Here is a 20,180-nt window from a genome sequence, read left to right on the forward strand (position 1 = left end):
GGGACCGGTAGCGGCGGCTCGAGAAGAGAGAACGGCAGGCGGCCGTACCGACCGGCCGCCCGGCATGGGGGGAATAGGGTGCCTGGAACCAGGACGGGTCGTCCCGGTATCTCCGGCTACACGTCGCGAGCGCAAGGCGACGGCCCCTGACGCGTTAGGGCGTGTCACTCGACGTCCTGGACGTCCTGCACGTACTCGGTGTCGCCATCGAAGAGGTCGGTGAGCAGTTTCTGTTCGGCCGTCCGAAGGTGTTCGTGGAACGTCGGCGAGGAGATACCGAGCGCCTCGGCGATGTCCTCGGCGTCGCTCCGGCGGGGCCACTCGAAGTAGCCCGCGTAGAGGGCGGTCTCGATCGCCTCGCGCTGGCGGTCGGTGAGTTCGTTCTCCAGCGCCGACCGGAGTTCCGCGACGCGGCGTTCCGGGCGCTGGTGCTCACGTTTCGCCCGCATGTCGGCACGCTCGAACAGCTCGTCGAGCGACTGGACGATGGAGCGGATGGAGGCCGACTGGGGGAGTTCGGCGACCAGCCGCGCCGTCTCGCCGTCGATCTCCAGCGTCCGCAACGTCCCGCCGTGGTCGGCGAGCAGCGTCGAGATGGGTGGGTCGACGATGGTGAGCGTGAGCAGCGTCTCGTCCCCCTGCTCGGTGACGATGGAGACGTCCTCGATGGCGTCGGCCGCCGTCGCCTGCTCCCGGAGGAGGTCGGCGTCGCCGCTGGTCACGGTGAAGTACTCGACGAAGGTGTGGTCGTCGACGGCGCTGGCCCCGTCGAGTTCGAGGCGGGCGTCCGCGTCGGCGACGGCGTCGAAGAACGCCGAGTCCCCGACGAGTTCGAGTTCGAGTTCGATGGTCTGGTCGGCGATGAGGGCGGCCCGGCGCTCGGTCGCGCTGAAGGCGAGACCGACGACGTTCCGGAGCTGCGAGAGCGCGTCGACGACCCCCTCGGTGAACGCGCCGGGACTCTCCGCGTAGATGTTGAGGACGCCGAAGAGGGTGTCCTTGTAGACGAGCGGAATCGCGGCCGCGGAGGTGAAGTCCGCATCGCGGACCGCGCCACAGCACGGGTCGAACGCGTCGGCGGCGTCGATGTCGTCGACGACCTGGAGCGTCTGCGTCTCGGCGGCGACCGCGGCCGGCGTCTCGGCACCCGACGAGGGGTCCGACTCGACGGCGATGTCCGCCGGCGCCGGCCCGTCACCCGCGGCCGCGACCGGGTCGATGCCCCGCCGCGGTTGGCGGGTCCGGCCGAGCCAGACGTAGTCGAACTGGGGCGACTCGGCCAGCTCCTCGCAGACGAGTCGTTCGACCGCCTCGTGGCTGGCCGCCTCGACCAGCGCCTCGTTGATGCCGTGGACGACCCGGTTGAGCTGGGCGACGCTCTCCAGTTCGGCCCGGCGCTGGCGCAGTTCCTGTTCGCGCTCCTTGCGCTCGGTGACGTCCTGGAAGTACACCGAGAGCCCCGTCTCGGACGGGTACGCCCGCACCGAGAACCACGTCTCCAGCGGCGGGAAGTACTCCTCGAACGACACCGACTCCTGCGTCTCCATCGCCTTCTCGTACTGTTCCTGGAAGGTGGAGTTGACCGCCCCGGGGAACCGGTCCCAGACGTTGTCGCCGACCACCGTCTCGGGATGGACGCCGAGGAGTTCAGCGGCGTGGTCGTTGACGTACCGGAAGTCGAAGTCCGTGTCCAGCGCGAAGAACGCGTCCGTCACGCGCTCGAAGTGCGATTCGAGTTCGGTCTCGAGCCGCTTGCGCTCGGAGATGTCGCGGATGATTCCGGTGTAGTACCGGCCGTCCGCGTCGCTGAAGGTGCCGAACGTGGCGAGGACCGGCACCTCGTGGCCCTCGGCGTGTGCCACGTCGAGCTGGACGGTCTGCCACTGGAGCGACGGCGTCGACGCCTCGTCGGTCATGGGCGACAGGACGGCGTCGGTGGCGTCCGACTCGGCGAACACGAGCGAGAGCGGTTCCCCGACCAGTTCCTCGCTCTCGTACCCGAACAGCGTCGAGGCGGCGGGGTTCACGTCCGAGATGTGGCCGTCCTCGTCGGCGGTGACGACGGCGTCCCGTGAGTGCCGGGCGAAGACGCCGAACCGGTCGGCCGTGGTGCCCTCGTCGACCGCCCCCTCGAGGTCGCTCGTCGCCGAGACGTACGTGGCGAGTTCGCGGAAGGGGACCTGCTGGTCCGGTTCGACCGTGTGGACGATGCTGTCGGCGAAGGCGTCGGTCGGCACGGAGTCGCTCCCGTCCGAGAGGAGGATGAACGGGACGTCGCCGAACTCGTCGCGGACCGCGTCGAGGACCGACGGGTCGCCGGTGTCGGTCGCCCCGACGTCGGCGATGACGCAGTCGAACTCCTCGGACCGGAGTCGCTCGGTCACCGCCGGAATCGAGTCTTCGGTGACCACCGAGAGTGGGTGCCCGCCGCCGGGCGCAGGGGACGACGGTGCACCCCCGTTCGTCAGGAAGAGGACGCTGAACTCGCTCGGCATTTCGTGGGCGGTACTGGGGCCTATAACCTGTTAAATGCATCGCGCCCGGAGGTGTTCGGGAGCGGCCCACACGACCGGCTCTACGGCGGTTTCAGCGGACGCCTCTCGCCGGCATTCGACCGTCTTCTCGGCGTCGCGAGCACCCGGGACTCACTGTTCGAGTTCGCACGGGGGCAGGTCGATGGGCAGGGCCGCGAGCTCGGCCTCGTCGACCGCCTCGCAGACCGCCTCGCGCTTGCGACCGAGTCGGCCGCGCAACCGCTCCAGCTGGTCGTTCGCCTCGGCGTCGCGGTACTCCAGTCGCTCAAGGATGGACAGCGTCGACTGGAGGGCGTAGTACTCGCGGAGGGGCTCCACGCCGACGTCGGCGAGGGCGGCGAGTCGCTCGACCGTCTCCAGCACGCCCTCGCGGTCGACCGGCTTCAGCAGGTACTCGTCGAACGGGACGTCGAGGAGGTCGAACGCCGGGCCGACCGCCGTGACGATGGCGATGAGACACGATGAGTCCCGTGTCCGGAGTTCCCGGGCGACCTCGTCGCCCGAGACCGATGGCATCCGCCGGTCGAGCAGCACCACGTCGACCGCCGGGTCGTAGCGTTCGAGGGCGGTCTCGCCGTCGTTCGCGACCCTGACGTCGTAGTCACTCCCGAGCCAGAGCGCGTAGGTTTCGGCGAGGTCTTCGTCGTCGTCGACGACGAGTACGGTCGTTTCCCCACCCGCGGACCCGTCGTCTGGAGCATCACCCTGTGTCATTGACTTCCCCAGTTGTCACCTGTTTGTTACTGCTTCCCCCAGTTACCACAGCCTATACACCTTGGGGCGGGCGAGACCGCCGACTCTTTGAGTGGCGAGCCCCCACCACCGACGATGAGCGATTCCCGGCGCGTCGAGGTCCACCCCGGCTGCGAGGTCGTCGTCGACTTCGACCCCGAGTTGACCTTCGAGTGCGTCGACGACTGCACGTGGTGTTGCACCCACGGCGTCCTGCTGTACGAGCCGGACTTCTTCGAGCTGGCGAAACACGCCGACCTCAGCGAGGCGACCACCGACTTCCGCGGCCACGACTTCGTCCCGACCGAGGAGAAAGACCGCGAGGAGCACGTCGACGAGGACGGCCGCGCCTGCTACTTCCTGCGCGAGGACGGGCTCTGCTCGCTCCACCTCGAGCACGACTGGAAGCCCGCGCGCTGTTCGGTGTTCCCCCTCGCGGTGACCGTCGAGGACGACGGCCTGCACGTCGACATCCGCGACTCGGCCCACGAGCACTGCGAGGGGCTGGACGTCTCCGAGCGGAAGGTCATCGACAACCTCGACGCCTTCCTGCCCGAGGTCCTGTGGGAGATCGACGACCCGACCAGCGACGTGGCGCTGTAGGCCATCCTGTCTAGGCAGGACTCCCTTCGGGCTCGCGGGACTGGCTTCGCACATGGCGCGAGACACCGACGACACCCAGACCGCGGAGACGCTCACGACCGCCTACGACTGGCCGGAGGACCACCCGCGCGAGGACGTCGAACACGTCGGTATCCTCGAGAAGGGCACGAACGTCTTCTACGAGTCCGGCACCTCGATGTTCTTCCACACGGAACTCGACGAGGAGCGGGAGGAACACACCTTCGTCGAGGGCTCGGAGCGCGAGCTCCAGCCGCAGGAGACGCTGGCCGACGCCATCGAGTCCATCGGCGAGACGACGGGCTGGGACTCGCTGAGCGAGTGGGCAGAGGAACATCTGGAATCGGACGACGAAGAGAGCTAACCAACCGACTCAGCCGACGAGCAGCCACGCCACGAAGACGACGCCGCCGCCGAGCAGCGTGCTGCCGACCGCGTGGTACCGGAGTTCGTCGAGCAGGTGGTGTGCGTTCTCCGAGACCTGCGCGACCTCGTACACCTCGCCGCCGATCTCGCACTTCGGCAGGAAGTCCATCGCGACGTGGAGGAACACACCCGCGGCGAAGCCGAAGACGGCCGCGGTGATCAGCGGGTCACCGGAGAGGTCGAGGAAGCTCGCCGGGATGGCCGTCAGGCCGACGCCGGTCGCCGGCAGCAGCAGGACCGTCGGGGACTTCCCGTTCGCGGCGAGGCGGCGGGCCGCGGCGTAGCCGGCGGGCCCCTTGTGCGAGACGATGGCGAGCCCGAGGCCGATGCCGATGGCCGGCATGGTCCCGTAGACGATGCCGATGATGACGCCGGCCGCGAGGGCGTGTGCGGAGAGTTCGACCGCGGTGTGGTCGAAGCCGAGGTCGAGGTGGCCAAAGCGGTGCGCGATGGTGTGCGAGCCGAAGCCGGTGAGGAGGCCGGCCGCGACGCCGACGCCGGCATACTTCATCCCGACCGCCGGGTTCGCGGCGCCCTGTGCGAGCCCGAACGCCTGCGGGAGGAGGAACATCGCGGCGCTGACGACCATCGCGCCGGAGGCGAGGCCGTAGCCCCAGACCAGCGTCTTCGCGTGCTGGTTCTTCGCACGGACGCCCAGCGGGATGGCGAGCGCCATCGCGAAGAAGGCGACCCAGCCGATGCCGACCGGCTTGAGCGCGGCCGTGGAGTCAGAAAGCACGACTGCGGCGACGGAGAAGGCGAGGAGGAGACCGACAGCGCCGAGGCCGACCGACGCGCCGGTCCGCCCGGCCCTGGAGACGAGAGACTGCGTACTGCCCATGGTATTACTAGCTAGTGCGAACCGATTAATAACACGTTCGATTGACCGAGTCGCAGCCGTCGGGGCGCCGTGAACCGGTCCGGGCTAGCGCGTCGCCGTCTTCCACTCGCGGAGTCCGACCACCTTGCCGGCGAGGTCCTCGGCCGGGCACTCGGTGGCCGCCCAGGCGAACATCGGGGCCACGTCGGCCGGGTCGCGCCCGCCGGGGCCCGACAGGTCGGTCGCGACCTGTCCGGGGTCGACACAGCCGGCGACGTAGTCGGTGTCGGCGGCGAACTGCCGGGCGACCGCCTCGGCGGCCGCCTTCGAGACGGCGTAGGAGCCGATGCCGGGCTTGGCGTCGCGGGCGATCTTCCCCGTCGGCACCAGCAGTCGTGCGCCCTCGTTCAGGTGCGGGACCGCCTCGGATAGCGTGGCGAACACGCCGCGGACGTTGGTCCGGAGGTGGTCGTCGAACCCCGAGTACGACTCGTCCTGGATGGGCGTCTCGCCCGGCGTGCCGTGGTAGACGCCCGCGTTGGCGACGACCACGTCGATACCGCCGCCGACCCGGGAGGCGGTCTCCAGCAGGCGCTCCACGTCGTACTCGTCGCGGACGTCGGCCCGCATCGCAGTCGCCGCCCCGCCCGCCGACTCGATGTCGTCGGCGACGGCGTCGGCGTCCTCGGCACTGCGAGCGCACAGGACCACGTGTGCGCCCCGGTCCGCGAACTCGTGTGCGATTGCCGCGCCGATGCCACGGCTCGCGCCGGTGACGACTGCTGTGAGGTCGTTCATACCACCCGGTTGGCACTGTATCCGCAGGAAAGCATCGGTCGCGGCACCGTCCCGGCGCGACATCCCCGAACGAGTCTGGCACCGGGTTTATGCCCGTCTCATTACTACAGGAACACATGACTTCCCTCTCTGGAACGTCGGTGGTCGTCGTCGGCTCCGGGTTCGGCGGCCTCTCGACTGCCTGCTATCTCGCTGACGCCGGTGCCGACGTCACGGTCCTCGAGAAGAACGAACAGCTCGGCGGCCGCGCCTCCGTGCTGGAGAAAGACGGCTTCCGCTTCGACATGGGCCCGTCGTGGTACCTGATGCCCGACGTGTTCGAGCGCTTCTTCGGGCACTTCGACCGCACCCCCACGGACTACTACGGCCTCGAACGGCTCGACCCCCACTACCGCATCTTCTTCAAGGACGGCGACGAGGTCGACATCACCGCCGACATCGAGCGGACCAAGCAGGTCTTCGAGTCCTACGAGGCGGGCGCGGGCGAGGCGCTCGAACGCTACCTCGACAAGTCCGAGGAGAACTACGACGTCGGGATGGAGCACTTCGTCTACGAGGACCGCTCCTCGCTCCGGGACTTCATCGACATCGACGTGGCGCGGCAGGCCCGCGGCCTCTCGCTGCTGGGGTCGATGCAGGACCACGTCGAGAAGTACTTCGACCACCCGAAGCTCCAGCAGATCATGCAGTACACGCTGGTCTTCCTCGGCGGCTCGCCGAAGAACACGCCGGCGCTGTACAACCTCATGAGCCACGTCGACTTCAACCTCGGCGTCTGGTACCCCGAGAACGGGCTGGGCGGCGTGGTCGACGGTATCGTCGAGATGGCCGAGGAACTGGGCGTCGAGTTCTACGTCGACGAACCCGTGACGGCCATCAAGGGCCGCGGCGGCGGCTTCCTCGTCGAGACGGCCCACGGCCACAAGTACCCGGCCGACCTCGTGGTCTCCGACGCCGACTACGCCCACACCGAGCAGGAGCTCCTGCCCGAGGAGAAGCGCCAGTACGACGCGGAGTACTGGGACTCGCGGACCTACGCCCCCTCGGCGTTCCTCATGTACATGGGCGTCGAGGGCGACGTGGACGAACTCGCTCACCACACCCTCGTCCTCCCGACCGACTGGGAGGAGCACTTCGACAAGATATTCGAGGACCCCGAGTGGCCCGAGGACCCCGCGTACTACCTCTGTGTCCCCTCCGAGACCGACGATTCCGTGGCCCCCGAGGGCCACAGCAACCTGTTCGTGCTCGTGCCCATCGCGCCGGGGCTGGACGACGACGAGGAGACGCGCCAGTGGTACCGCGACCTCGTCCTCGACGACATCGCACAGAACACCGGCGTCGACCTGCGCGACCGCCTCGTCGTCGAGGAGATGTTCTCCGTCTCGGAGTTCGGCGAGCGCTACAACTCGATGCAGGGGACCGCACTCGGGATGGCACACACGCTGCGCCAGACCGCACTGTTCCGGCCGCCACACCGCTCGAAGAAGGTCGACGGCCTGTACTTCACCGGCTCGTACACCACGCCCGGCATCGGCGTCCCGATGTGCCTCATCTCGGGTGACCTGACGGCCGACTGCATCCTGGAGGACCACGCGAACTGATGACGGACGTGGCGACCCGACTCGCATCGGCGGTCCCCTCCGAGGAGACGCTCCCGGGCTACCTCCTCCGGCTCTCGAGGCCGCGGTTCTGGTTCTACCTCGCCGGCCCGGTGGTCGTGGGCGTCGCCTACGCCGCCGGCTCCTCGGCCGAGCTGTTCGCGCCCGTCGCGGTCGCGCTGTTCCTGTACTTCACGTTCCCCGCGAACGTCTTCCTCTACGGCGTCAACGACGTGTTCGACCGCGACGTCGACGAGTACAACCCGAAGAAGGAGGGCAAGGAGGTCCGGTACCGCGACAGCCCGACCGTGAACGTCCTGATACTCGCGTCGGGCGTCGTCGGGCTCCCGTTCGTCTTCGTGCTCTCGCAGGAGGCTGGCATCGCCATGGCCGCGTACTACGTCCTCGCGGTGCAGTACAGCGCGCCACCCTTCCGGTTCAAGACGAAGCCCCTGTTCGACTCGCTGTCGAACGGCCTGTACGTCCTGCCCGGCGTGGTCGCCTACGCCGCGCTCGCGGGCGAGTTCCCGCCCCTGCTGGCGGTCGCCGGCGGCTGGCTCTGGACGATGGGGATGCACACGTTCTCGGCCATCCCGGACATCGAGCCCGACCGCGAGGCCGGCATCCGCACCACCGCGACGTTCCTCGGCGAGGCCCGGACCTACCTCTACTGCGGGCTGACGTGGCTCGCCGCCGCGGGCGCGTTCGCCCTCGTCGACTGGCGCCTCGGCCTCTTGCTCGGCGTCTACCCGGTGTTCGTCGCCGGTATCGCCCTCTCGGACGTGGCCGTCGACCGCGCCTACTGGTGGTTCCCGTTCGTGAACACGGTCGTCGGGATGCTGATGACGATGGGTGCGCTGTGGGTGATGGTGCATGGATAGGCTGGGCGGTGGCGGCGGGTTCGACCGCCGGCGTCTCGAGGCGCGTTTCGACGCCCTCGTGCGGGAGCACCGCTTCACCATCGCGGTCGTGTTCCCCGCGGTCGGCGCCGTCTCGCTGGTCGCCAGTGCCGAGGGGCTCCTGCCCGAGTTCATGGCCTACAACGCGCTGTTCATCATGTTCGGCGTGGTCGTCATGCGCCTGCCCCTCATCGCGGGCGTCCTGCCCGTCCTCGGGAAGAAGGGCCTCGCCAGCATCGGCCTGCTGACGCTCTACGCCTACGGTATCGAGCTGATAGGGGTCCGCACCGGCTGGCCCTATGGGCACTTCGAGTACGAGATATCGCTCGGGCCGATGCTGTTCGGGGAGATACCCATCGGGCTCCCGGTGTTCTTCTTCCCCCTGGTGCTGAACGCCTACCTGCTCACCATCCTGCTGCTCGAGGACTACGCGAAGAACCGGGCGGTCCGCCTGCTCGCGACCATCGCGGCCGTCCTCGCCATCGACCTCGTTCTCGACCCGGGCGCGGTCGCGGTGAACTTCTGGGAGTACGCGGCCCACCCCGACGGCGTCGGCGGCTACTACGGCGTCCCGGCCTCGAACTACCTGGGGTGGGTACTCTCCGCGACGGTCGCCGTCGTGCTGTTCGACGTCGCGTTCGAGGGCACCGACCTGCGCGGGCGGCTGGACTCCTGTGAGTTCATGCTCGACGACCTCGTCAGTTTCGTGGTCCTGTGGGGCAGCATCAACGCGTTCTACGCCAACTGGATCCCCGCGTTCCTGGCCGTCGGGTTCGGCATCGGCCTCCTCCAGACCGACCGCTTCGACTTCGAGGTCGGCGACAGCGCGCTGGTCCAGGTCGTGAGACGGGCGTTCTGAGTCACTCCGACAGTGCCTCGTAGTCGACGTGCTGCCAGCAGGTCCTCTCGGGGCTGCTGACCTCCCTGCCGCACGGGGTCCCGTCTTCGCATTCCACACCGCACCGGTACGGGGTCGACTCCTCTGTCTCCGACATCTACCGTATCACGCGCCTGGAGACTGAAAAGCCCTAATTTTACTCACACAATCAAAACAGTCGGGGCACCGATGCGCCCAGCCTCCGGGGTCACGAGACGCGTCAGTCACAGCGAACCTGTTCTGCGTCGGTCGGCCCGGTCACGGGTCGGCGAGCCCCGTACGCGAGCGTCCCGACCAGCACGAGGATGGCGGTGAACGCGATGAGCGAGAGGTTCGGGATGGTCAACACCCCGAACAGCTGGTACTGGATCGAGGCACAGAACGACGAGCACATCAGCGTGTCCCCCGCGACCTGCGCGTAGGAGTGGTAGGCCGCGACGACCCACCCGACCGCGGCGAGGGGCAGCGCGGTCCGGTACACCGCGGCCCGGTTCTCGATGGCCGCGATGCCGAGGACGACCACCAGCGGGTACATGAGGATGCGCTGGTACCAGCAGAGTTCACACGGGAACAGCCCCATACCGTACCGGAAGTAGAGGCTCCCCACCGTCGCGACGGTCGCGACGAGGGTCGCCGCGAGGAGGACGTGGCGCTGCAAGCGGGACGAGTTCATACCTGCTAGTTCGCGACCATCTCGGATAGCCTCTCTATCAGGCGGGTGAGGGACCGGGCGACGACCGCCGGTTCAGCGGGCGTCTGCCGGCGGTGCTGCCTCGTGTTCCTCCACGAACCGCCGGGTCCCGCGCCGCACGAGGAACGGGAACCGCTGGGCCGCCCACAGCCCGAGTCTGGTGACCCGGTCGGTGAAGACGACCGGCTTGCGCGACTCGATCTTGCGGGCCAGTTTCCGCCCCACGTCGGTCGGGTCGCGCAGCTGCGAGTCGGGGTAGCCGAGGTCGAGTGCGGACCGGGTGGCTGCCAGCCGGGGGTGCATCACGGTCACGGCGACGCCCGTGTCCTGCAGTTCGAGCCGGAGCGACTTCGTGAACGCCTCGATGGCGCCCTTGCTCGCGCCGTACCCCGTCAGGCCCGGGTTGCCGACCAGACCGACGCCGGAACTCACGTTGTGGATGATGCCCACGTTCCGGGCCCGCATGTGGGGCAACACGGCGTGGATTGTCCGCAGGTAGCCGAAGACGTTCACGTCGAAGACCGTATTCGCGTCGTCGAGCGTCTGGTCCTCGAAGAAGCCGAAGTGCAGTATCGCGGCGTTGTTGACGAGGATGTCTATCCGACCCCACTCGTCGAGGACGGCGTCGACGGCCGCCTGGACGTCCGCGTCGCTGGTCACGTCGCACTCGTGGTATCGCAGGCTGTCGGGGTGGGCGTCCTGTAGCGGTTCGAGGTTCGACACGTCGATATCCAGCCCCGCGACGCGATAGCCGTCGTCGAGGAGCGTCCGCAGCATGTGGTGGCCGATACCCTCGTTCGCACCGGTGAGGACGACGACCCGTCGGGTCGCAGCGTGGTCCATGATACCGCCCATACGCCGCGCGAGACAATCACCGCCGTGATGCTTCTCGGAAGTGGAGAACCGGCAGAGAACGGGGAACACCGAGAGAACGGCGGGCGCCCTACCGCGTCGGCAGCCAGCGCGTCCAGCCCCGGCCGTGTTCGTGGTGGCTCGTGTCCTCGCTGGCGGGCACCGCGCTCACGCGGTGGAAGATGGCTTCCGGGTCCTTGTTCCAGAGCCAGTGCCAGCGGGTCTTCGCCACGAGCGAGAGCTTGCGGGCCAGCGAGAGGTCGGGCTCGTGGTCGATGGTGTTGTAGTCGACCGCCCGGATGGCGCGGTGGTGTTCGGCGTAGAGCACCGCGGCGAGCAGGACCGCGAACTGGCAGTCCTCGGGGAGGTAGCGGATGCCGGCGACGCCCTCGCGGTAGAGGTCCTCGGCGCGGGAGACCTCCTCGCGGACGGCGTCGCGGAACTCGGGCGACGATTCGAGGTTCAGGACCTCCTCGACGTCGACGTCGTGGCGCTCCAGGGTCTCGATGGGCAGGTAGACGCGGTCACGGTCGACCACGTCCTCGCGGACGTCCCGGAGGAAGTTCGAGAGCTGGAACGCTTCCCCGAGCTTGACGGCGTGGGGGAGCGCGCGCTCGTACTCCTCCTCCGAGAGGTCCATGATGTCGGTCATCATCACGCCGACGGCGGCCGCGGAGCCGCGCATGTAGTCCTCGAGTTCCTGGTACGTCTCGTACCGGTCGGTGTCGATGTCGGCGGCCATCGCGTCGACGAACTCGTTCACCCACTCGTCGTCGATGTCGTGCTCGTCGCACAGCTCGCAGAAGGCCTGCATGACCGGATCGTCGGTCGGTTCTTCGCCGAGCGCCTGTGCACGGAGGGTTTCGAGGCGGGCGGCCTGTTCGTCGGGCGACGTGCCGTCCGGGTCGTCGACGACCTCGTCGGCGATACGGAAGAACCCGTAGAGGACGTACGTCGGATGGCGGATGCGCTGGGGGAGGAGCCGGGTCGCGATGTGGAACGTCTTTCCAGTCTTGCGCTGGATGGCCTTCCCCGCGTTGACCTGTGTTTTCTTCATATGTAGCTTCGGTGTTCGAAAGACCCGTGAGAGCGTGCTTCCGTGGTAATGGTTACGGCATCGACGGGAATAGCCTGCGTCGGTAACCAGTTAGGCTCCCGTCGCGTGCTGGTGGTTCTGCTCATCGCAGGTACCCCCACGAGAGGAGTCTGTCGCCGTCGTTCACCCAGCGGTCGCCGATGTCGTCACGGTAGTACATGTTCGGGAGGATGATGTCCTGGATACGGTCGTACACCTGCTTCTGGGCCGCTCGCATCGAGGTGCCAGCGCCGGTGACGACCAGTGGGATGCCGGAGGAGCCGGAGACGCGCCACTGGCCGTTGGCCGGGGTGACGCCCTCGGCAGTCCCGTCGGGGCCGACGCGCTTTGCGTCCTCGATGTGGACTCCGGGCGGGCGCTCGCCCTCGAAGGCCTCCCGGAAGACGATGGCCGCGTTCTTCGAGTTCTCGTCGAAGGTGGCCTCGTCGTTGAACGGGAACGGGGGGAGGCAGACGCGGACGCCCACCTGGAAGCCGCGGTGGACCTCGAGGTCGGGGTCGGTCCCGTGTGCGAGGTCGTACAGGAACTGCGAGATGGGTGTCTTCATCCCCTCTTCCTGGATGAAGATGCCCGGGTAGCCGAACCGCGGCGTGAACTCGAGCGGGTAGATACCCCGCCCGTTGACGATGCAGTTCAGGTCGATGTAGCCGACGTACCCCTCCTCGGCGAGCGTCTCCTCCAGCGGCCGGAGGGTGCGTTCGAACAGGCTCGTCGGCTCGGTCCAGAACATCGAGGTGCCCATCTCCCCGGTCGGCGGGCCGACGTTGCCGGGGAAGAGCTTCTTGTGCTCGAAGTTGACGTTGACCGGTTCGACGAACGCGGTGCCGTCGAAGAACGCTCCGATGGCGACCTCGACGCCGTCGGCGCGGCGCTGGAGTTCGAACGACTGCATGCGGTGGCCCCAGGCCTTCTTGTACGCCCGGAGCACGTCGACCACGTCGCCGCCGTCGTCGTCCTCGCCGACGTACACCAGTCGCTTGACGTTCTGGACCTCGCCGGAGGGTTTGATGACGTAGCGGTCGGGGTTGTCCTGGACGAACGAGACGGCCTCGTCGAAGTCGGTGAACCGGCGACGGGGCAGGATGTTCACGCCGTGGTCGGCCAGTTCCTCCTGTCCGAACCCCTTGTCCTCCTCCAGCCTGTCGGTGTACTCGGTCCCGCCGACGACCGCGTGGCCTTCCTCGCGGAGGTGTTCCGCGTGGGTGCCGTGGCCGAACACGTCGTCGAAGACGACGACGTCGGCCCACTCGACCTCGGCCTCCCAGTCCTCCGTCTTCTCGACGAACCCGTTCGCGATCTCGCGCTCGGATTCGCTCTCGATGAAGTACCGGACGTCGTGGCCCTGCTGGCGGACGCGCCAGGCCACGTCTCCGATGAGTCCATCGATGGAGACGAAGAGGAAGTTGCGTCGGTCCATACCACAACCGGGGACGGAGACGGGGTAAGTGTTTGGGAGGTGGTAGTCCTCTGGGGCTGAACGGTCACTCCCACCCGTACACCGTCGTCCCGTGATGGAACGCCAGCCAGGGGAACCAGAACGTGGTCGACGTGTCGGCCGCAGAGACGAGGTACGGGCCTCGCCGTCCCCGCGGCGGTCCCGTGGCTCGTGCGACCCGGGGACACGACCAGAACGGTCCGACGAATACCTTCCTTACGCCCGGAAAGACAGTAACAGGACGTGAGAGGAACCAGCGAAATTTAAGTAAGCACGCCCGGGATGCTCAACCAATGCGCTTGACAGCCATCGTACTCGGCCTCGTCCTGCTGCTCGCACCGCTCACAGGTGTCGCGGCTGCCGACGGCTCCACACCCGACGTCGCCCTCCGGATCACCGTCGTCTCCGAGACGGGTGACCCCGTCGGCAACGCCAACGTGACCATCACGTACGGCGACGAGCAGAAGACGCGCGAGACCGTCTCGAACGGCGAGGTCCTGTTCGACGTCCCGGAAGGTGCTGACGTCGGCGTGGAGGTCGACCACCCATCGCTGGTCCGCAATCACCCCACGTCGCTGGCGAACGTCCAGGACGGCGACGAGTTGACCGTGAAGATGTACGAGAGCGCGAGTGCGACCCTCAGCGTCGAGGACCGTGACGGGGCGGTCGCCGACGCGAAGGTGACCGTCAAGAAGAGCGACCAGCGCCCCGCGGCGACCGGTACCACGGGCAGCGACGGGGCGTTCGAGACGGGTGAGATAGAGGCCGGGGAGTACACCGTGACCATCGCCAAGTCGGGGTACTACCGGGAGCAGACCACCATCGTCGCGGGTGACTCGACCACGGAGACCGTCTCCATACGCGAGGGCAGCGTGAACGTCGAGTTCGGCGTGGTCGACCCGTACTTCAACGAGTCGCGACCGCTCCAGGCGTCCATCGCCATCGACGGCGTCGGGACGTTCCAGACCGACAAGAACGGCAACCGCACCGTGAGCCTCGGCGTGAACACGGAGTACCCCGTGACGGTCACGAAGGACGGCTACCAGAGCTACAGCGGCACCTTCACCGTCGGAGAGTCCGCGAAGACGGTCACCTACGAGCTCACGCGCGAGCCGGCACTCTCGCTCGAACCGGCGAACACGCAGGTCGTCGTCGGCCAGAACCTCCGCGTGACGGTGACCGACGAGTACGGTGAGCCCGCCGAGGGCGTCGACGTCCGTGTCGACGGGAGTTCGAAGGCCACGACCGGCGCCGACGGCGGTGCGACCGTCGAGATAACCTCCGCAGGCGAGGTCGAACTCTCGGCGGCGAACGGCTCCGTGACCTCGGACGTGGTGACCATCGAGGGCGTCCAGCCCGCGACCGATTCTTCCGATGGAACCACGACCGCGGACACGACCGACCAGACCACGGCGACGACCGCACCCGGCACCGAGACCACGGGTGAGGACGGCGGCGGCGGTGGCGCGACGCCCGGCTTCGGTATCGGCGTCGCTCTCGTCGCGCTGCTCGGGAGTCTGCTCGTGCTGCAGAAGCGAGGCTGAGGCCGCCGCGGCGTTCCGTCTTCGACCTGTTCTCTTCTCTCTGACCCGCTCGTCGCCTACTCGAACAGTTCCTCGTGCCGGGACGCGAGGTCCGTGTAGGCACCTGAGGAGTACGCGTCTGCGATCTCCTCGGGGTCGACCGTCGTCTCCGACAGCGGGACCACCTCGGCCGGGACACCCCGGACGAACGACTCTGCGGGGATGGTGAAGCCGTCCGGGACGACGGTCCCCGACGCGACGATGGTCCGCTCGCCGACCGACACGTCGGAGTTGAGCGTGGCGTTGATGCCGACCAGCGAGCCCGTCGCCACGTCGGCGTCGTTCAGGACGGCCCCGTGGCCGATCATCACGCGCTCCTGGATGCGGGAGTCGTGCAGGACCGCCGTGTCGCCGACGTGCGAGCTCTCGCCGATGCGGACGGGCCCGATGTCGCCCCGGAGGACGACGCCCGGCCAGACGCTGGCGTCCGCCTCCACCGTGACGTCGCCGACGAGCGTCGCGTCCCGGGCGACGAACGCCGAGTCGTGGATTCTGGGGGCCTCTCCTTCGAACTCGTAGTGGCGACGGTCTACCATGGTGCATGGCGACACGCGCCACGCTGAAAACCGTTTCCCTGACCGACATCGACCGCACGATGGCCCCGGTTTCGACGGTCTGCCGGCGCCGCCGCTGCCGGTTCCTCGCCCCATCCCGAACCGGGGTCTGCGCGGGTCGAGGCTGGGGTCGTCGTGGCACCGGTCCGCCGGTAACGACACGTTCGCCGGTTCAATCGGTCGTGGAAGCGCCCGAACCGGGCACTCGGGTCGTTCTCACGCGCGCTACTGGTAATTGGTAACAACCAGCAATTTTAACTTCAGAAACATAGAACGTTCCGCCACCAACGTATCTGGTTTTCCCTGATTTTCTCGCATTAGAGCATCCTAACGTAACAATCTCGCAAAGCTTTACGTCACCACACCGCGTATCCTATCAACATATATTGATGAATTCCTACGAGAAAACCGACGAGGGGGAGGACCGCACGGACACCACCGACGGGGGTTGGGCGGTGACCGATGTCGAGTCGACGTCGACGGGTGAGTCGGCCGAGACGGAGACCGGGGGAGACGAGGCCGCAGCAGGCCCGGAATACGGCCCACAGGTCGCCGAGGCAGCCACGGCCGAGGAGGCAGTGGACGCCGAGGAGACCGACAGCGACGAGACAGACGCTGCCGAGTCGACGACCGAGACCGAAGCCGGGGCGGCGACCGAGAGCGAATCACTCGTGCCCTCGGAGGAGACCGACGAGGAGCTGGAGCGACACCGCGGGGTCTCGACCATCTTCGAGGACGGCGAGACGGACGAGGAGGACGCCGAGGGGGCCGCGTCCGAAGAACTCGTCCGCCGCGAGGAGGACCCGGAGACCGACGAGGCGACCGACGCACCCTCCGAGGAGCTGGTCCTCCGCGAGGAGGACCCGGAGACCGACGAGGACGACGACGAGGACCCGACCGAGTTCGGGCCCGACGACCTCGTGCTGTGGGTCGAACAGCGCCAGACCGCGGCGCCCCGGGACATCGTCAAGGAGATACTGGACGACGTGAAGGCGTACTACGCCTCGGTCACGCTCGACACCGGCTTCGCCGAGCGACCAACCGACGAGTTCATCGAGGAGCGCTGGTTCGACTTCTCGTACCTCGAGGACCTCGTCGAGGTCGAACGTTACTGGGTCAACCGCCCCTACGCGTACGTCTCCATCATGTTCGACCGGGCGGCCAAGGAGTTCCGCTACGAGGTCACCGAGGTCGACCTCGACGGCTTCGAGCGCTACGTCCGTGAGGACCTCACGCGCATCCTGCGCAACAGTCTGATGTACCACGACATCGAGTCCGAGCGCGGCCGCGAGTTCGTCTTCGAGGAGAAGGCCAAGGAGATCATCGCGGAACACGCCGCCACGGTCGAGGACGGCAGCATCTACAAACTGCTGTACTACCTGCTGCGTGACTTCCTCGACTTCGGGAAGATAGACGCGATGATGCGCGACGAGAACCTGGAGGACATCTCGTGTGACGGCATCGACGTCCCGGTGTTCGTCTACCACGGCGACTACCGCGACCTGCGCTCGAACGTCGTCTTCGACAAGGACCGCCTGAACTCCTTTACGGTCAGGCTCGCCCAGCGCGCCGGCAAGCACATCTCCGTCTCCGACCCGCTCATCGACGCGAGCCTGCCGGACGGCTCGCGCATCCAGCTGACGCTGGGGTCGGACATCGCGACCCGCGGGTCGAACTTCACCATCCGCAAGTTCGCGGAGGTGCCGTACACCCCGGTCGACCTCATCAAGTGGAACACGTTCGACGTCGACCAGATGGCGTACTTCTGGCTCGCCATCGAGAACAACAAGTCGCTCGTGTTCGCGGGCGGTACGGGTTCAGGGAAGACGACCTCGATGAACGCCATCGGGTTCTTCATCCCGCCGAACTCGAAGGTCGTCTCCATCGAGGACACCCGCGAGATCACGCTGCCCCACGACAACTGGATCCAGTCCGTCTCGCGCCCCGCCGTCACCGACGGTGGCCGCGGCGAGGTCTCGATGTACGAACTGCTCCAGGCGTCGCTCCGGCAGCGCCCCGAGTACCTGCTCGTCGGCGAGGTCCGCACCGAACAGCGCGTCGCCCTGACGTTCTTCAACGCCATCGCGACCGGCCACACCTCGTACACGACCATCCACGCCGACTCCGTCGAGGGCGCACTCGCACGCCTGGAGAACGCGCCGCTGTCGGTCCCGGTCCAGATGATACAGGACCTCGACGTGCTGGCCATCCAGAAGCAGATATTCACCGACGACACCCGCGTCCGCCGCAACCAGGTCGTCGCGGAGATACACGCCAGCGACGACCTCACCGCCATCGAGACCGACGAGGTGTTCCGGTGGGACCCGCGCAGCGACGAGTACGAACACACCGGCGACTCGCGGCTGCTCGCGGAGATCGCGAGCGAGCGCGGCTGGACCACCGAGGAACTCGAGCGCGAACTGTCGGTCCGGACCGAGGTCCTCGAGTACCTCGTCGACAACGACATCACGGACTACCACGACGTCACCCGGACCATCCACACCTTCCAGCGCGACCGTGACGAGGTCCTGGAGGCCATCCGGGCCGACCGCCTGGACGACGTCGTCCGTGCGGAGGCGCGATGAGCACCCGCGAGGGGAGTGGCATCGACACCCCCCTGAGCGAGGGCCAGACGCCGCTGCCCGACTACGAGGTCAGCCAGTACTTCCCGCGGTCGCGGGACATGACCCCCGAGGAACGGCGCGAACTGCGCGACCAGTACGGGGTCGTCCGCACGTACTTCAAGGCCCGCCCGGGCAAGTACCGCGACGTCCAGCGCTGGCTGAACCAGGCGCGCATCGGGACGACCTACGACATCTACCTCACCCACAGCGCCATCCTCGCGATGGTCGGCGGGGCGGTCGGTGCCGTCACCGGCGTCCTGCTGACGTTCTGGCTGGCCAACATGGGCATCCTCGGCGGCCTCACCTCGCCGGTGTCGGCACCTGGCGGCATCACGTCGCTGGTGTCCTCGAACCGGTTCCTGTTCGCCGGGGGCGCCTCGGCGCTCCTGCTCGGCGGGACGGTCGGGGGCTCGATATGGGCCTTCCGCTACTACTACCCGCGCAACGTCGTCTCGAACCGCGAACGCGCCATCAACGTCGTCCTGCCCCACGCCATCACGTACATGTACGCGATGAGCTACGGCGGGATGAACCTCGTCGAGGTGTTCCGGGCGCTCGCGGACTCCCGGGACACCTACGGCGACGTGGCCGACGAGTTCGACATGATCGTCCGGGACATGGAGCTGTTCGGGAACGACCTGTTCACCGCGCTCCGGAACGCCCGGAACCTCACGCCGAGTGACAACCTCGAACAGTTCCTCGACGACCTCGTGAGCGTGCTCGACTCCGGTGGGGACGTTACCTCGTTCTTCGAGGACCAGTCCGGCCACTACGCCGAGACCGCCAAGGACGAACAGGAGGAGTTCCTGGAGACGCTCTCGGTGCTCTCGGAGATATTCATCGTCGCGTTCGTCGCCGCGCCGCTGTTCATCATCGTGACGCTGATGGTCATCAGTTTCCTCGGCGGCTCGACGCTGACCGGGATGGCGACGCTCATCTACGTCGGCCTCCCGCTGGGGATGGTGGGCTTCCTGTTGCTCATCGACGTGCTCTCGGCCCCGTTCGTCCAGAGCGGGGGCGTGACCCTCGCGGAGAAGCGCACCGAACCCATCGACACCGACGACGTCGCGGACGACGAGCGCTTCGAGGCCTACCGCAAGGAACAGCGCCACGAGCGCCTCGTCGAACTCGCACGCGACCCGCTGGCCGTGGTCAAGGCGACCCCGTACCTGTCGCTCGTGTTCACGGTCCCGGCCGCACTGGCGTTCACCGCCGCGGTCGTCGTCCAGGAGTTCGCGACCCCCTCGGTGGCCGGCTTCGAGGCCGCCCCGGTCGTGGCGACCACCCTGCTGGTCGTCCTGCCGCTGCTCATCGTCTCCGTGCCGCTGTCGTTCTTCCACGAACGCAAGCGCCGCCGCGAGAAGGTCCTCGCCGAGCGCTTCCCCGACACGCTGAACGTGCTGTCGAGTGCGAACTACATGGGCATCCCGCTCATCGACGCGCTCGACATGATCGCTCGCTGGTCGAAGGGCGTCCTCGCCGACGAGTTACGACTCGTCCGCAACGACATCCACTGGAACCACGACCTCACGGCAGCGCTCGTCGGGCTCGGCAACCGGCTGAAGGTGCCCCACCTGACCCGCACCATCAAGCTCATCGCGGAAGGCGGGAAGTCCTCCGGCGACATGTCGAAGATCCTCGCCATCGCGGCCGAGGACACCCGCAACCGCCACCGCATCGACCGGGCCCGCCAGCGCGCGATGTCGTCGTACATCGCCATCGTGGTCATCGGGTTCCTCGTGTACCTGATGGTCATCGTGCTCATCGACGCGAGCTACTTCGGTGCCATCGCCCAGACGACCGCCCAGACGGAGAACCTCGCGGAGGCACAGGCGGCCGGGTTCGCCTCGCTGAGCAACGTCCCGCTGGACACCTACCGGGCGCTGTTCTTCCACTCCGTCATCATCATGGCGGTGGGAAGTGGCATGCTCGCGGGCAAACTCTCGGACAACGACACCCTGTCGGGGTTGAAGTACAGTATCGGCCTGACGCTCGTCGCGGTCGCGACGTTCGTCCTGGTCTGAAGGAACGGGGGAG

At 67.6% G+C, this 20,180-nt stretch carries 17 protein-coding genes; 8 read left to right on the forward strand and 9 right to left on the reverse strand.

Features of this window, described 5'->3' with window-relative positions; all coding sequences use genetic code 11:
- Positions 1–164: 164 nt before the first annotated feature.
- Positions 165–2,495 carry a bacterio-opsin activator domain-containing protein gene (locus NOV86_RS06300; RefSeq protein ID WP_267640473.1) on the reverse strand — a complete coding sequence of 777 codons (2,331 nt, stop codon included), beginning with the start codon at positions 2,493–2,495 and terminating at the stop codon, positions 165–167.
- Between the two features lie 150 nt (positions 2,496–2,645).
- On the reverse strand, positions 2,646–3,248 hold the full coding sequence (locus NOV86_RS06305; protein ID WP_267640475.1) for a response regulator transcription factor: 603 nt from the start codon (positions 3,246–3,248) through the stop codon (positions 2,646–2,648).
- Positions 3,249–3,362: 114 nt separating this feature from the next.
- Between NOV86_RS06305 and NOV86_RS06310 the strand changes: the two genes are divergently transcribed.
- Both NOV86_RS06310 and NOV86_RS06315 read left to right on the forward strand, forming a co-directional pair.
- On the forward strand, positions 3,363–3,869 hold the full coding sequence (locus NOV86_RS06310) for a YkgJ family cysteine cluster protein (protein ID WP_267640477.1): 507 nt from the start codon (positions 3,363–3,365) through the stop codon (positions 3,867–3,869).
- 52 nt (positions 3,870–3,921) lie between these two features.
- On the forward strand, positions 3,922–4,251 hold the full coding sequence (locus NOV86_RS06315; RefSeq protein WP_267640478.1) for a hypothetical protein: 330 nt from the start codon (positions 3,922–3,924) through the stop codon (positions 4,249–4,251).
- Positions 4,252–4,260: 9 nt separating this feature from the next.
- On the opposite strand, the gene NOV86_RS06320 is transcribed toward NOV86_RS06315, so the two are convergent.
- On the reverse strand, positions 4,261–5,154 hold the full coding sequence (locus NOV86_RS06320) for a ZIP family metal transporter (protein WP_267640479.1): 894 nt from the start codon (positions 5,152–5,154) through the stop codon (positions 4,261–4,263).
- Positions 5,155–5,238: 84 nt separating this feature from the next.
- Positions 5,239–5,931, reverse strand: coding sequence for an SDR family NAD(P)-dependent oxidoreductase (locus NOV86_RS06325; RefSeq protein ID WP_267640480.1), 693 nt, complete (start codon positions 5,929–5,931; stop codon positions 5,239–5,241).
- A gap of 116 nt (positions 5,932–6,047) precedes the next feature.
- On the opposite strand from NOV86_RS06325, the gene crtID reads away from it, so the two are divergent.
- From crtID to cruF, 3 genes are read left to right on the forward strand one after another with little or no spacing between them, the layout of a single operon-like run.
- On the forward strand, positions 6,048–7,535 hold the full coding sequence (gene crtID, locus NOV86_RS06330; RefSeq protein WP_267640481.1) for a bifunctional phytoene desaturase/3,4-desaturase: 1,488 nt from the start codon (positions 6,048–6,050) through the stop codon (positions 7,533–7,535).
- The gene (locus NOV86_RS06335) at positions 7,535–8,413 is read left to right on the forward strand and encodes a prenyltransferase (RefSeq protein ID WP_267640482.1); all 879 of its coding nucleotides are present in this window, start codon (positions 7,535–7,537) and stop codon (positions 8,411–8,413) included. Before crtID ends, NOV86_RS06335 begins: the two co-directional genes overlap by 1 nt.
- Positions 8,406–9,290, forward strand: a complete 885-nt coding sequence (cruF, locus tag NOV86_RS06340) for a bisanhydrobacterioruberin hydratase (RefSeq protein ID WP_267640484.1) — start codon at positions 8,406–8,408, stop codon at positions 9,288–9,290. Before NOV86_RS06335 ends, cruF begins: the two co-directional genes overlap by 8 nt.
- 238 nt (positions 9,291–9,528) lie before the next feature.
- Here cruF and NOV86_RS06345 read toward each other — a convergent pair whose 3' ends face one another.
- The 4 genes from NOV86_RS06345 to NOV86_RS06360 all read right to left on the reverse strand — a co-directional run bounded on the left by NOV86_RS06345 (position 9,529) and on the right by NOV86_RS06360 (position 13,364).
- Positions 9,529–9,981, reverse strand: coding sequence for a disulfide bond formation protein B (locus NOV86_RS06345; RefSeq protein WP_267640486.1), 453 nt, complete (start codon positions 9,979–9,981; stop codon positions 9,529–9,531).
- Positions 9,982–10,053: 72 nt separating this feature from the next.
- A complete protein-coding gene (locus NOV86_RS06350) occupies positions 10,054–10,854 on the reverse strand; it encodes an SDR family NAD(P)-dependent oxidoreductase (protein ID WP_267640487.1) in 801 nt (266 codons plus the stop codon).
- 88 nt (positions 10,855–10,942) lie between these two features.
- Positions 10,943–11,908, reverse strand: coding sequence for a phytoene/squalene synthase family protein (locus NOV86_RS06355; RefSeq protein WP_267640488.1), 966 nt, complete (start codon positions 11,906–11,908; stop codon positions 10,943–10,945).
- 121 nt (positions 11,909–12,029) lie between these two features.
- The gene (locus NOV86_RS06360; RefSeq protein WP_267640489.1) at positions 12,030–13,364 is read right to left on the reverse strand and encodes a phosphoribosylamine--glycine ligase; all 1,335 of its coding nucleotides are present in this window, start codon (positions 13,362–13,364) and stop codon (positions 12,030–12,032) included.
- 311 nt (positions 13,365–13,675) lie between these two features.
- On the opposite strand from NOV86_RS06360, the gene NOV86_RS06365 reads away from it, so the two are divergent.
- Complete coding sequence (locus tag NOV86_RS06365) at positions 13,676–14,926, forward strand: carboxypeptidase-like regulatory domain-containing protein (RefSeq protein ID WP_267640491.1); 1,251 nt, start codon at positions 13,676–13,678, stop codon at positions 14,924–14,926.
- 56 nt (positions 14,927–14,982) lie between these two features.
- On the opposite strand, the gene NOV86_RS06370 is transcribed toward NOV86_RS06365, so the two are convergent.
- Positions 14,983–15,501: a gamma carbonic anhydrase family protein gene (locus NOV86_RS06370; protein WP_267640492.1), complete on the reverse strand. Its 519-nt coding sequence runs from the start codon at positions 15,499–15,501 to the stop codon at positions 14,983–14,985.
- Between the two features lie 407 nt (positions 15,502–15,908).
- Here NOV86_RS06370 and NOV86_RS06375 point away from each other — a divergent pair, with 407 nt between their 5' ends.
- Positions 15,909–18,104 (forward strand): type II/IV secretion system ATPase subunit, encoded by a 2,196-nt coding sequence (locus NOV86_RS06375; protein WP_267640494.1) that lies wholly within the window; start codon positions 15,909–15,911, stop codon positions 18,102–18,104.
- A complete protein-coding gene (locus tag NOV86_RS06380) occupies positions 18,101–20,167 on the forward strand; it encodes a type II secretion system F family protein (RefSeq protein WP_267640496.1) in 2,067 nt (688 codons plus the stop codon). The genes NOV86_RS06375 and NOV86_RS06380 overlap by 4 nt, the downstream gene beginning before the upstream one ends.
- Positions 20,168–20,180: the final 13 nt, after the last annotated feature.

Source organism: Haloarchaeobius amylolyticus, from assembly GCF_026616195.1.
Classification (GTDB): Archaea; Halobacteriota; Halobacteria; order Halobacteriales; family Natrialbaceae; genus Haloarchaeobius; species Haloarchaeobius amylolyticus.

Bases quoted from the DNA above. Each gene is read 5' to 3' on its own strand.
- NOV86_RS06300 (WP_267640473.1), bottom strand. From the start codon at position 2,495: ATGCCGAGCGAGTTCAGCGTCCTCTTCCTGACGAACGGGGGTGCACCG.
- NOV86_RS06305 (WP_267640475.1), bottom strand. From the start codon at position 3,248: ATGACACAGGGTGATGCTCCAGACGACGGGTCCGCGGGTGGGGAAACG.
- NOV86_RS06310 (WP_267640477.1), top strand. From the start codon at position 3,363: ATGAGCGATTCCCGGCGCGTCGAGGTCCACCCCGGCTGCGAGGTCGTC.
- NOV86_RS06315 (WP_267640478.1), top strand. From the start codon at position 3,922: ATGGCGCGAGACACCGACGACACCCAGACCGCGGAGACGCTCACGACC.
- NOV86_RS06320 (WP_267640479.1), bottom strand. From the start codon at position 5,154: ATGGGCAGTACGCAGTCTCTCGTCTCCAGGGCCGGGCGGACCGGCGCG.
- NOV86_RS06325 (WP_267640480.1), bottom strand. From the start codon at position 5,931: ATGAACGACCTCACAGCAGTCGTCACCGGCGCGAGCCGTGGCATCGGC.
- crtID (WP_267640481.1), top strand. From the start codon at position 6,048: ATGACTTCCCTCTCTGGAACGTCGGTGGTCGTCGTCGGCTCCGGGTTC.
- NOV86_RS06335 (WP_267640482.1), top strand. From the start codon at position 7,535: ATGACGGACGTGGCGACCCGACTCGCATCGGCGGTCCCCTCCGAGGAG.
- cruF (WP_267640484.1), top strand. From the start codon at position 8,406: ATGGATAGGCTGGGCGGTGGCGGCGGGTTCGACCGCCGGCGTCTCGAG.
- NOV86_RS06345 (WP_267640486.1), bottom strand. From the start codon at position 9,981: ATGAACTCGTCCCGCTTGCAGCGCCACGTCCTCCTCGCGGCGACCCTC.
- NOV86_RS06350 (WP_267640487.1), bottom strand. From the start codon at position 10,854: ATGGGCGGTATCATGGACCACGCTGCGACCCGACGGGTCGTCGTCCTC.
- NOV86_RS06355 (WP_267640488.1), bottom strand. From the start codon at position 11,908: ATGAAGAAAACACAGGTCAACGCGGGGAAGGCCATCCAGCGCAAGACT.
- NOV86_RS06360 (WP_267640489.1), bottom strand. From the start codon at position 13,364: ATGGACCGACGCAACTTCCTCTTCGTCTCCATCGATGGACTCATCGGA.
- NOV86_RS06365 (WP_267640491.1), top strand. From the start codon at position 13,676: ATGCGCTTGACAGCCATCGTACTCGGCCTCGTCCTGCTGCTCGCACCG.
- NOV86_RS06370 (WP_267640492.1), bottom strand. From the start codon at position 15,501: ATGGTAGACCGTCGCCACTACGAGTTCGAAGGAGAGGCCCCCAGAATC.
- NOV86_RS06375 (WP_267640494.1), top strand. From the start codon at position 15,909: ATGAATTCCTACGAGAAAACCGACGAGGGGGAGGACCGCACGGACACC.
- NOV86_RS06380 (WP_267640496.1), top strand. From the start codon at position 18,101: ATGAGCACCCGCGAGGGGAGTGGCATCGACACCCCCCTGAGCGAGGGC.